This window comes from Acinetobacter sp. YH12112 (assembly GCF_013418945.1).
GTDB lineage: Bacteria > Pseudomonadota > Gammaproteobacteria > Pseudomonadales > Moraxellaceae > Acinetobacter > Acinetobacter indicus.
Genome location: NZ_VPBA01000001.1, coordinates 79,583 through 92,114 on the forward strand (window position 1 = coordinate 79,583; position 12,532 = coordinate 92,114).

Below are 12,532 nucleotides of genomic sequence, written 5' to 3' on the forward strand. Positions count from 1 at the left end.
TACAGCATTTCAGGAGTCTATTGTTGCAAAATCATCCGAATTATAACGAGGCCAGTTCGGTGGCATCCTGATCACGGTCATGGCTTAAACTCTGTTTCAGCTGACTCAGTTGATGCAGGATGGTCAGCATCAGTGATAACTGCTGCAAAATAATCAGTCCCTGTTGATCTTCCTGATGATTTTGACTTAAACGCTGCCGGATGGTATGCAGCATATTTTGCGAAGACAGATCCGGTACTTCATCGTTCAGCAAGGCACCGCGAATATCTTCCAGCGCTTTGTCCAGCAGGGTTAAGATTTCCGGATCTTCAATTTTTTCCCGGTGTGCGCCCAGCGCGGCAATATAGCTGATAAAGGTATGATTCAGGCACAGCAATTTAAAAGCCTGGGCTTTTTGCGAGGCATCAAAATCCGGCTCAGTGGCCAGGGTAGAAATGAGCGAGGCCAGTTCGGCATCGGTATTATGCGCTGCACGGCGTACCACGCGATAGGTCAGGCCGTTATTGCGCCCGGTTTTGTATTGCTCGACCACTTCGGTCAGATAATCACACTGCGCATTTAAGGCACGGCGAATGGTGCGCGGCAAACGGCGGAATTTCCAGTCCGGGAAAATAAAACTGACGCCAAACCAGGCCAGTGCGCAGCCAATTAAAGTATCAATCATACGCGGCAGGGCGGCGGCAAAGCCCATGCCATCGAGGTTAAAGTTAATCAGCGCCAGAATGGTAATAAAGGCGGTGGCTTGGGCATACTGCTTACTGCGTAATTCAAAGAACAGAATTCCGCTGACTACCAGCAGCAACAGCTGACCTTCGACCGACGGAATAAAATATAAGATGCTATAACCGACCAGAATCCCGACCAGGGTGCCGACAATCCGCAGGCGTAAGCGGCGTTTGGTGGCGTTAAAGTTGGGTTGGGTCACAAACAGTGCGGTCAGTAAAATCCAGTAGCCGTATTCAATATTGGTGACCTGGACAAAAATATAGCCAATCAGCAGCACCGCCGATAATCGAATGGCATGCCGGAACAGCACCGATTCCGGAGTTAAATGCTGCTTGATGCGGATGACCATATCATCCCAGCCTTTCAGGTCATCATCTTTAAGCTGGTTTTCAATATGTTTGGTTTTATCCAGCTTGATATAACGCTCGGTTTCCAGGTTGCGTAACTGCGCGTCAATAGATTTAAGGTTCTGATACAGGGCAAACAGGGCATTGACCCAGACCTGATCATACTGCTGTTCGCTACGTAGCTTTTGCAGCGAGTGTTTCAGGTTTTCAAAGGCATGTTTAAAGCGTTTGCTGTGAATATAAGGTTCACGCTTCAGGATACTTTCGCTTAAATCTTTACAGGCTTTGCCCTGAATCGCCAGAATACGCTGGAAACGGAACAGGATGTCGCTGTGCTCAAAAATTTTGGCCAGTTTCTGATAGTCAATATGCGCGGAGTCGGCACGTTCATGAATATCCTGGGCAATAAAATAATACTGCAGGCTGCGGCGGGTGTCTTTCTGGCCGCGGTCACCTTTTAAGCGGGTCAGTAGCGCGGTTTTCAGTTCATTAAACAGGCCAATCAGCTTGCCATTTTCCATTGACAGGTCAATCAGGCTTTGCTGATAACTACCGGGTGTCATATCGACATCAAACAGGTTGGATTTGGCAAACAGAAAATCGCCTAACGAGGCATAGCTTTGCGAAAGTTTGTCTTGTAGCTGCCGTACCGGAAACAGTAAAAAACTGATGGTGGAAATCAGGCCGTACCAGACTGCACCGGCCACCAGCAAGGCTGGCTGGGTGTACCAGTCTTCAAACAGGTCCACGCCGAGCATGGCATAAACCGAAATCACCAGACAGCCATAGGCAATGGTGGCATAACGCCGGCCCAGAGAACCGAGCAGAATCAGGCCAATACAGGAGATAATCAGGCCAATGGCAAACAGCACCGGATGTGGAAACAGCAGCTGAATGGAGGCGGCGGTAATAAAAAAGCCGATATAGGTATAAGTCTGGTTCAGGATTCTTAAAGAGAAGCGGTCATCAATATCGCTTAAACCGGCTGCGACCACGCCCAAGGTTAGCGGAATGGTGGCCAGCTGATAGCCGAGCAGATAAGGAACAAAGGCGGTGCCGGCAAAGGCGATCATCATCCGGATGTTATAGATAAAGGCCGTGTTGTAGGCAATGTGTTTGAGACGTGTGAGCCAGGATTTCAAGACTGTTCCTTAAACGAAGCCAGATGCTATGCAGCGGGCAGCAATTATGTGAAACTTCACTTTCAGTACCCTGAAATAATACTATGGACTGTGTACCTTGTCTTTAAATCAGTCATTTAAAAAAGAAATATGAATATGTCCGATTCCCATGCCAGTGCAAGCCCGCAGCAGCAGTATCCATCTTCCTGGATTTTACTGCTGGCATTGCTGACCTCGCTTGGTCCGCTGTCGATTGATATGTATCTGCCGGCCTTGCCCCAAATGGCAGATGATTTTGGGGTCAGCACACAAATGGTGGCCAATAGTCTACCGGCTTATTTTCTGGGCCTGGCGATTGGACAGTTAATTTATGGCCCTTTAAGTGACCGGATTGGCCGTAAAACCCCACTGTATTTTGGTTTGGGACTGTATTTTCTGGCCAGCCTGCTCTGTGTTTATGCCCAGGATGAATGGAGCCTGATTGCTGCGCGGGTGTTACAGGCCTTAGGGGGCTGTGTCGGGGTGGTGATTGCCCGTGCGGCAATTCGTGACCGGCTGGATATGCAGGCTTCCGCGCAGGCTTTTTCCAGCATGATGATTGTGACCGCAATTGCGCCCATTATTGCGCCGGGTCTGGGGGCGATTGTGCTGAGCTTTTTTGACTGGCAGGCGATTTTTGTCTGTCTGGCCATCATGAGTTTAGTCTGCTGGTTATGTGTTCATTTTTTCTTTCAGGAAACCTTGCCGCCAGAGCGCCGTCTGAAATTGAATTTCTATCAGGTGCTGACCCTCTATCTGGCGATTTTTAAGGACCGCAGTTTTTATTTACCGATGATTGCCGGCTGTTTTACCGGCGGGGCGATGTTCTGTTATATCAGCAGTTCTGCCGCTGTTCTGATGGATGGTTATGGCCTGAACCAGCAGCAGTTTTCGATTGCTTTTGGTGCCAATGCGGTCGGTATTATGCTGGCCTCGACCTTAAACAAGCATTTGGCAACCAGCAGCTCTTTAATGACCCGTTTAAAAATAGGCGGTACGGTGCAGGGCACTGGCGCGCTAATTCTGGTCATCGCCGGGCTGATGAGCCATGCGCCGATTGTTGTGGTTTTTGCCGGGCTGTTTTTAGCTGTGGCCGGAATTGGTTTTACTGGCCCCAATGCCATGGCGTTGGCGATGTCGGAGCAGGGTGCCCGTGCCGGTACAGCTAGCGCGATTATGGGCAGTATGCAATTTAGCTGCGGTTTAATTGGCGGCTTAATGTTGAATGTACTGATCTGGGATGCTTTATTAAATATGGGCAGTGTGATGCTGCTGTTTATTCTGATTGGGGTGATTGCGATGTACATTATGCATCGGGAGCGGAAATTAAAAACCGCCTAAACCCGATTCATCTTTACAAATAAAAAGAAGAAACCCGGGTGGTTTCTTCTTCGCTCTTTAAGCTGTTGCAGCGTGAGGGCCAGAGCTAAAAAATTATTCTACAAACACGGCAAATTCTTCGACCGGTACGCGCGGGGTAATAAAGCTATTTACAATATGCTCTGGATCGGCATAACCCAGGGCCATACCACAGACCAGTTCTTCATCGGCCGGGGCGTTTAAGACCTCCAGTACAATGCGATGAAAGCTATTCCAGGCTGCTTGTGGACAGGTGTCCAGCCCGCGTGCCTTGGCGGCAATCATCACGTTTTGCATCATCATGGAAAGATCCATTTTTGAACCAATTTCCAGGTCACGGTGTAGGGTAAAAAACAGGCCTACCGGTGCATCAAACAGCTGAAAATTACGCAGATGCTGCGCGGCCATCTTCTGCTTTTCACCTTTTTCAATATTGAGTAGGCCATACAGTCCCCAGCCATTTTCACGGCGCCGCTCAATAAAAGGCGAGAACCATTGTTCCGGATAATAGGAAAAGGTGGCCTGATAATCGGCCGCACGTTCAGGATGCAAATACAGTTCAGTTTGTGCCTGACAGACCCGATCAATGAGTTCCTGACGCTTTTGACCGGTCACTACATACACCTTCCACGGCTGAATATTGGTGCCAGAAGGTGCGCGGCTGGCCACGCTTAGAATATCTTTAATCATTTGCGGATCGACCGGCCGATCTAAAAAGGCGCGCACTGAATGACGCGAGCTAATGGCCTGATCGACCAGTTGTACTTGTCCTTTATCCATGAAAAATCCCTTAAAATGTTTATGTTCTAATCAACTGTTGCTATATACAATAGTCTAATATTTAACCGGGTGGGTAACTTTTGCTTTTCGATAAAACTATGATAATTCGATATTTTTACAAACGAGAATTAGAAAAATTGATCAGTCCTTTATCCTTATACGTTAGAAGTGATTTTAATAAAATAAATTAATTGTTAGATTGAAAGCATAAAACGATTACAGTTTTGTGTAATTCTTTATCGATAAGACTTTTAATTAGTTGATAAATAGCAAAAGTGTGATGATTAAATGACATTTAAATTAGGGATGCTTGCCATCTGAGTCAGTATTTAAAATGTCTTAAAAGAGCACGGATGCGCATTATTTTTTACTCTGGAGAAACCCATGGATCGTAAAATCCAAACTTCACTTATCACAAAAACATTAGCGGTCGCAATTACAGCAGCAATGGCGTCTACGGTACAGGCGGCAAGCACTGAACAACAACAAATTCAAGAATTACGCCAGGAAGTACAAGCACTCAAAGCTTTAATTCAACAGCAGCAACAGGTTCAGCAACAGCAACAAGTCCAGATTCAGCAAGTGCAGGCGCAACCGGCACCTGCAGCAAAATCGGCTTCACCATTTTCCTTAAAGTCGAAGGGCGGTGCTGAAGTCAATCTGTACGGTTTTGTGCGTGGTGATGCCAACTATATTGTTGAAGGTGCAGACAATGACTTCAACTCGGTACATACCAGCACAGGTGCTGCTAAAGACAAATTACGTGCAACCCCAAAAACTACACGTTTAGGTCTCGATTTCTCTTCACCAGTAGGTGACCGTAAAGTGGGCGGTAAAATTGAAGTTGACTTTGCTGGAACCAACGATGCATTACGTATCCGTCATGCATACTTAACGCTGGACAACTGGTTATTGGGTCAAACCACCTCTAACTTCCTGTCAAATCATGCACCAGAAATGATTGACTTTGGTACCAACGTCGGCGGCGGTATTACCCGTATTCCACAAGTGCGTTATAGCCACAAACTGGCACCGGCGACTCAATTGTTGGTTTCTGCTGAAGAAGGGAATAGCTCTGCTACTGGTAGTGATGTGACTTATCGTGTACCAACGGTAACAGCTAAATTGACTCAAGGCTTTGCTGAAGGTAAAGGTGCCGCATCAGCACGTGCATTGGTTGAACACTATAAGGCTGAATCAGGTGATGACAAAACAGGTTGGGGTGTAGCTGCAGGTGCATATTATCAGGTTGCAGAACCACTAAAAGTATCGGCTGATGTTTCTTATGTTCAAGGCAACAGCAATTATCTATACGGTGCGAATACTGCATTTGTAGAAGGTGCTAATGGTGATATTGAACAAAATGAATTTACTGCTTTCCAGGTCGGTGCAACCTATAAGTTTGCGCCAAACCTGCGTTCAACACTCGGTTATGGTGCTATTTTTGCAGATGATGGCACAGACTACGCAGCCTTAAATGAAGATGCAAATAAAGAAGTGTATCAAGCATGGTTAAACTTCATTTATTCGCCAGTAAAACCAGTTGATTTGGGTATTGAATATATCAACGGTGAGCGTGAAACCTTTGCAGGTGAAACGTTTAAAGACAACCGTTTTGGTTTAATGGCACGTTATAACTTCTAAGTGCTGAACCAAAAAAGAGGTGGCTTGCCACCTCTTTTTTTTATTTACCATTTTAAAAAAAACAATTTTAAATTCAGTTGCTTAAATTTATAGTTAAAAGCAATAAGTTAGACTAATAGCGAATAGCGTTAAAAAAATAAAGATTTTTAGAGAAAAAGATGCATAATGTGCGATTTTTTAAGCTGTATTGTTCAGCTTTTTCTATGAATTAAGATGTATTTGTTGGCTACATGAAGCAATGCATTTTCTATGTTTAGGAGCCTATATGAGATTATCTTTCTATAGTAAGCCTATTCAGAGATTTCAGCCTGACATTACCCTGCCACTGAAGTGTCTGTATTTTATTTTTCACTCCCTCTTTTTCAGGCAGTGCCGGTTGATATGAATTTGAGGAGCGAAGCTGAGTCTTGCGCTCCAGCTCAGATGCTTCATCGCCAACTCAGAACTTTTTCTGATTTACATTATTCATATTGCAGAGTTTTCCCGTTTATTTAAATTAAACAGAGCAGCCTTATCATAAAAGGTGCTTATATCATCAGGTTTAAATAATCAGAACCGGAAAACAATAAGCATTGACCATATTAAATGGATATTGCCATGGAATTTACTTTTAATGCGTTTTACACCTTAATTGCGGCTGTAATCGTTCTCCTTTTAGGACGTTTTTTAGTTAACAATATTGATTTTCTAAGACGTTACAACATCCCGGAACCTGTCGCGGGCGGTTTGGTCGCTGCGGTAGTGTCTTTAATCGTGCATAATTTCTGGGGCTACAGCATTACCACCAGTAGTGCGCTACAAACCAGTTTTATGCTGATTTTCTTTGCCTCCATCGGTTTAAGTGCCAACTTTGCCAAACTGCGTGAAGGCGGTATTGGTCTGGTGATCTTTCTGATCGCAATTTCACTATTCATCATTGTACAAAACTTTGTCGGGATTAGTCTGGCGACAGTATTGGGCATTGATCCGCTAATTGGTATGATTGCCGGTTCCATTAGCTTAACCGGTGGTCACGGGACTGCGGGTGCATGGGGTGAAATCCTTGAGGTTGAACATGGTATTCAGGGTGCTTTGGCCCTGGGGATGGCCAGTGCGACCTTCGGTCTGATTATTGGCGGTATTATTGGTGGGCCATTGGCCAAACTGCTGATCAACCGTTATCAGTTGGCTACACCACGGACCGATGCACAAATTGAACAGCGTGACAATACGCCAGTTGAACCGGTACCGGGTGAGTTTGTACCATTTGAATATCCGCATCAGGTGCGTTTAATTACCGCAGACAATGCCATTACCACTTTAGGTTTATTTGCAACCTGTCTGGCCTTTGCCGATTTTATGACTGGTTATGCCAAAGGTACGCTGTTTGAGTTGCCAACTTTCGTCTGGGCTTTGGCTGGTGGGGTAATTCTGCGTAACGTATTAGAAGGTATTTTCAAAGTCACTATTTTTGACCGTGCGATTGACGTATTTGGTAATGCATCATTGTCTTTATATTTGGCGATGGCATTGCTGTCATTGAAATTATGGCAACTGGCAGATCTGGCGGGCCCGCTAATGGTCATTCTAGGCGCGCAAACCATCACCATGGCCTTGTATGCGGCCTTCATTACCTTCCGTGTTATGGGTAAAAACTACGATGCTGCTGTACTGGCTGCGGGTCACTGTGGTTTTGGTATGGGTGCAACACCTACTGCGGTTGCCAACATGCAGGCCATTACCAATATGTACGGTGCTTCTCATAAAGCCTTCCTGATTGTACCGCTGTGTGGTGCTTTCTTTGTCGACTTGATTAATGCGACTGTCATTCAAGTCATTCTTAAGTTTTTTGTTTAAGTAATTTGAGTGGAAAAGCCTTGTTAAAAGGCTTTTCTTTTTAGGATGACTCAATCAGCAAAGGGTGCGAAAAAATGAATGAACAATTAAATGAAACCCTAATGTCCTGGGTGACGCTTCTAAATACCCCGCTGTGGGATTTTCTGGTGATCTTTCTGGTCGGTGTCGGGATATTTTATACCCTGATCACCGGCGCTGTACAAATTCGCCTGTTCTGGCACAGTATTAAAGCTATGAGGTCGAGCCGTAAAAAAGGCGAAGACAGTTATGGGATTACCCCATTTCAGGCCCTTGTGACCGGTTTGGCCAGTCGGGTCGGGGTCGGTAACGTTGCCGGTGTTGCGATTGCGATTGCGATTGGTGGTCCGGGTGCGGTGTTCTGGATGTGGTTTACCGCATTTTTAGGCATGAGTTCGGCCTTTGTCGAATCTTCACTGGCGCAGCTATTTAAGGTGCGTGATACCAGCAACCAACAGTTCCGTGGTGGTCCGGCCTATTACATTACCCAAGGCCTGAAACAGAAATGGCTGGGTGTAGTATTTGCGGTTGCCCTGATTTTAACTTACGGTTTCGTGTTTAACGCGGTGCAGGCCAACTCGATTATCAGTGCCACATCACATGCCTGGGGCTGGAATCAGGCCAATCTGACTGTGCCAATGGGTGCATTCAGTTTTGAACTGTCCTGGTTGGGGCTGGTTCTGGTCGTCATGACCGCCATGATTATTTTTGGCGGGATTAAACGTATTGCCAAAGTCGCAGAGAAGTTTGTCCCGATTATGGCGCTGTTATATCTCGTGGTGGCGCTATATATCGCAGTGATTAATATACCGATTATTCCGGATATTTTCCGCCTGATTTTCAGCAAGGCCTTTGAGTTTGATGCCGCTGCCGGTGGTTTCTTTGGGGCGATGGTGTCGATGGCGATGATGATGGGCATCAAGCGTGGTCTGTTCTCCAATGAAGCGGGGATGGGTTCTGTACCAAACGCGGCTGCTGTGTCGGATGTAAAACATCCGGTCAATCAGGGACTGGTACAGATGCTGGGCGTATTCGTGGACACCTTTATTGTCTGTTCATGTACCGCAATCATCATTTTGTCTTCCGGTTTATATCAGAATGCCGGTTTTGAAGGGGTGACCCTGACCCAGATGGCGCTGGAAAGCCAGATTGGCCATTGGGGCGATGACTTCCTGGCCATTATCCTGTTTATGTTTGCTTATTCGTCGATTATTGGGAACTACGCCTATGCCGAAGGTAACGTGCAGTTTATTAACAATAACCGCAAGATCATGCTGATTTTCCGTTTGCTGGTGCTGTTTATGGTGTATTTCGGCGCGATTGCTACCGTACCACTGATCTGGTCGATGGCTGATCTGTTTATGGGCGTGATGGCCACCATCAACCTGTTTGCCATTTTACTGCTGACGCCATTTGTGCTGATGTTGCTAAAAGACTTCAAAGCACAGCTGAAGCGTGGCGTGAAAGAGCCGGAATTTAAACTGGACAATCATCCTAAATTTAAAGACCGGGTTAATTCCGATATCTGGTAATACAAACAATAACAGCCTCATCATGAGGCTGTTGTTTTATTAATAGCAGGTTATCTTTTAGATGCTTTAGCTTAGCAAAGACAGCAAACCCATATATACGCCAAAGCTGCCGATCAGGCTGATCCACACCGGCAGTTTGCTTTTCAGTAAAACAATCACAAACATCACAAACGCCAGATCCAGCACTGATGTTAAATAATCCTGTCCCATATCAACAATGAGCGCGAGCAATAAACCCACCACCGCGGCATTAATACCAATCACCGCATGTTTGATTTTGTCCTGATGCATCAGCCAGGACCAATGCGGCAGGGTAGCAAAAATCAGAAAGAACGAGGGCAGGAAAATGGCGATGGTGGCAATGATCGCGTTCAGCACAGGATAGGCAGTTAAATCCAGAAAATAGCCGACATAGCTGGCAAAGCTGAATAAAGGACCCGGCATGAGCTGGGCAAAGGCATAGCCTAAATCAAACTGCTGGGCTGAGATCATGCCGGTACTGACAAAGTCCTGATGCAGCAGCGGTAAAATAATATGCCCACCACCAAAGACCAGTGCAGCAGACTGATAAAAGCCTAAAAAGCCTTCAGCCAGCAGATTCGGATTGATCCAGTTCAGCGCACCGAGCAGCAGAAATGGACAGATAAATAAGATTAGCCAGAGTGTAGTCGAGCCGAAACTGCGCTGTTCCAGCTGAAAACTCGGCGTGGTATGACTGCCGCTTTGAGGTTGTGCTTTGGCAATCCACATGCCGGCCAGACCAGCCAGCACAATCACCAAAATCTGGTTATATGACAAGGGCAGGAACCAGATCATAAGCGCAGACACAAGCATCAGCAGGTATTGCCACCAGCTTTTGCAAAAGCTTTGCAGCATTTGCCAGAAGGCCCAGAACACTACCGCCAGTACAATCAGTTGAATGGCATGAAAATAAGCCGAACTGATCCACGGGAATAACTGCTGACCGATAAAGGCCAGTAGGGTCATCAGCAAGGCCGAGGGCAGGGTAAAACCCAGCCAGGCCACCACCGAGCCTAAATAGCCACGTTTTAAATAGCCAATGGCCAGTCCAACCTGACTGCTGGTCGGGCCGGGCAACAGTTGCGCTAAAGCGACGACCTGGGCATAGTCTTCATCTTTGAGCCAGTGCAAACGCTGCACAAAAGTCTGGTGAAAAAACACCAGATGCGCGGCTGGGCCCCCAAAAGATAAGCATCCCAGCTTAAAGAAAATCAGAAAAATCTGTGAATAAGATAAAGAAGACATTGGCTAGAATTTTAAAAAACCCGACTTAAGTTTAAACTGAGCAGATGACAGTTTAACGAATTTAAACAATGCACTGCAGAAAATCTCCTTAGACTACAGCAGGCCTGTCGAGTTCAGATCGAGGAATCCATGTTGAATAAAAATCTTGGCTTTATCAGTGTGATGGGGGCAGTCATGCTGACCTTAGGCGCCTGTCAGCATCTGCCAGAACAGCATCAGCGGGTGTCCTCCCAATTAATGGCAACCCCGGCAATGGCAGAGGCCAGCCAGCAGAACGCACGCATGAACTTTAAAACGTTGCCGCAATATACCGGACAGGACCCGGTCATTGCCTTGGTGCTGGGCAGCGGCGGCGCGCGCGGTTATGCCCATATTGGCGTAATTGAAGTGCTGGAACAAAATGGCATCCGTCCGGATTTTATCGTCGGGACCAGTGCCGGCAGTATTGTCGGGTCGATTTATGCCAGCGGCAAAAGCGCGCATGAGCTGCGTCAGATTGCCCTGAACATGAAGGCCAATGATGTCCGTGACATCAAGCTGGATATGAAAGGCTTCTTCGATGGCAAAAAAGTCGAGAACTATGTCAATACGCAGGTCAACCAGTTGCCGTTAGAGCAGCTGCCAATTCCGATGTATGTGGTGGCCACTGAATTAAAACAGGGCAAGAAAGTGGTATTTAATGCCGGCAATACCGGACAGGCAGTACGGGCTTCGGTGTCCATTCCAAGCATGTTTATTCCGACCCGAATTGCCGATGCCGAATATGTCGATGGTGGACTGGTCAGTCCGGTGCCGGTAAATGTCGCCCGCGAACTGGGTGCGGACATTGTGATTGCGGTCGATATTCTGGCCCAGCCGATGTATACCGAAACCACCCATGTCTGGGGGCTGTTTAACCAGAATATTAATATCATGCAGAAGCATCTGGCTCAGGAAGAGCTGAAACATGCCGATATTGTAATTCAGCCAGATTTACGCGAAAAAGCACATATTTTTGATGTGCAGGGCCGCGAAGCCACCATGCAGGCCGGTGTAGTCGCCGCCTATGGCAAGCTGGGGCAGATTTCGCAGGTCTATCAGCATAAAGGCTATGCCGATGGTCACCGGATTCAAACCTATAACCTGCAACAAAATACTGTTGAGATACATTCGGGGCGCTAGAATGCTGCCGGTTTTTTCTATAACTTAAGTCGAATAAAAATGGCAAGAATGCTCATATCGCAATTTGCTTTTGGCGTTAATTGCCTGATGTTATTCAATAAAGGGATTTCGATTCATGCTCAAAAGGTTGTGATTAATATTTAAAGTTTATATATAAGTGTATTTTAATTCAGCTATTTAAGTTTACCTGTTGTTAATAAAGCTCTTATACTGGCCGCATCAGAATATAACGATTTATCTTAGAAGCTAAAACTGAGCAGGGCATGAGCATGAAGCAATTACACATTGGACAATCTGTACAACTGGCCAACATGGAACAAATTATTTTTACCATTAAAAAAATTAATGCCGATGGTTCCTATGAAATTGAAGCCCAGCTCGATGTACAAAATGTTTTAAATTATGGTCACGTGTCGCCGGAAATGTTGCGTCATATCAACCCGGCTTAAAAGCTCAGGCAGTAAAAAGTCCAATTTTGGGCTGAACTCATCTGCCCGAATGGAAAAAATCCACCTCCTGACGCGCCTGCTGAAATCCTGTTCAAGTGGTGTCGGGATGTGGATAAATAATTGAAAATTCAAGTAATAGCGCAAAACACTATATATTTTTCTAAATAATACCCCAATCACCATAAATAATAATGATGACTTTATTGCCGAATTGAACATTTAATTTGTGTTAAAAACGATATAATAATATTCAC

9 protein-coding genes are annotated in these 12,532 nt (G+C 45.9%); 6 read left to right on the top strand and 3 right to left on the bottom strand.

Translation table 11 applies throughout. The features are described from left to right. Positions 1-40 precede the first annotated feature (40 nt). On the bottom strand, positions 41-2,215 hold the full coding sequence (gene yccS, locus FTU50_RS00400) for a YccS family putative transporter (RefSeq protein ID WP_180046355.1): 2,175 nt from the start codon (positions 2,213-2,215) through the stop codon (positions 41-43). 135 nt (positions 2,216-2,350) lie between these two features. On the opposite strand from yccS, the gene FTU50_RS00405 reads away from it, so the two are divergent. Next, a complete protein-coding gene (locus FTU50_RS00405; RefSeq protein WP_180046353.1) occupies positions 2,351-3,574 on the top strand; it encodes a multidrug effflux MFS transporter in 1,224 nt (407 codons plus the stop codon). A gap of 93 nt (positions 3,575-3,667) precedes the next feature. On the opposite strand, the gene FTU50_RS00410 is transcribed toward FTU50_RS00405, so the two are convergent. Further along, positions 3,668-4,372: a nitroreductase gene (locus tag FTU50_RS00410; protein WP_104471189.1), complete on the bottom strand. Its 705-nt coding sequence runs from the start codon at positions 4,370-4,372 to the stop codon at positions 3,668-3,670. A gap of 384 nt (positions 4,373-4,756) precedes the next feature. On the opposite strand from FTU50_RS00410, the gene FTU50_RS00415 reads away from it, so the two are divergent. The 3 genes from FTU50_RS00415 to FTU50_RS00425 all read left to right on the top strand — a co-directional run bounded on the left by FTU50_RS00415 (position 4,757) and on the right by FTU50_RS00425 (position 9,402). Further along, a complete protein-coding gene (locus tag FTU50_RS00415; protein WP_180046351.1) occupies positions 4,757-6,016 on the top strand; it encodes a DcaP family trimeric outer membrane transporter in 1,260 nt (419 codons plus the stop codon). Between the two features lie 597 nt (positions 6,017-6,613). Continuing rightward, positions 6,614-7,852: a sodium/glutamate symporter gene (gene gltS / locus FTU50_RS00420; protein ID WP_180046744.1), complete on the top strand. Its 1,239-nt coding sequence runs from the start codon at positions 6,614-6,616 to the stop codon at positions 7,850-7,852. A gap of 74 nt (positions 7,853-7,926) precedes the next feature. Then, positions 7,927-9,402 (top strand): sodium:alanine symporter family protein, encoded by a 1,476-nt coding sequence (locus FTU50_RS00425; RefSeq protein ID WP_168408426.1) that lies wholly within the window; start codon positions 7,927-7,929, stop codon positions 9,400-9,402. A 66-nt stretch (positions 9,403-9,468) separates the two neighbouring features. Here FTU50_RS00425 and chrA read toward each other — a convergent pair whose 3' ends face one another. Next, positions 9,469-10,668, bottom strand: coding sequence for a chromate efflux transporter (chrA, locus tag FTU50_RS00430; protein ID WP_180046746.1), 1,200 nt, complete (start codon positions 10,666-10,668; stop codon positions 9,469-9,471). 129 nt (positions 10,669-10,797) lie between these two features. On the opposite strand from chrA, the gene FTU50_RS00435 reads away from it, so the two are divergent. Together FTU50_RS00435 and FTU50_RS00440 are read left to right on the top strand one after the other, a co-directional pair. Beyond that, complete coding sequence (locus FTU50_RS00435) at positions 10,798-11,829, top strand: patatin-like phospholipase family protein (protein WP_180046748.1); 1,032 nt, start codon at positions 10,798-10,800, stop codon at positions 11,827-11,829. Positions 11,830-12,098: 269 nt separating this feature from the next. Continuing rightward, positions 12,099-12,278: a hypothetical protein gene (locus FTU50_RS00440; RefSeq protein ID WP_225876368.1), complete on the top strand. Its 180-nt coding sequence runs from the start codon at positions 12,099-12,101 to the stop codon at positions 12,276-12,278. Positions 12,279-12,532 lie beyond the last annotated feature (254 nt).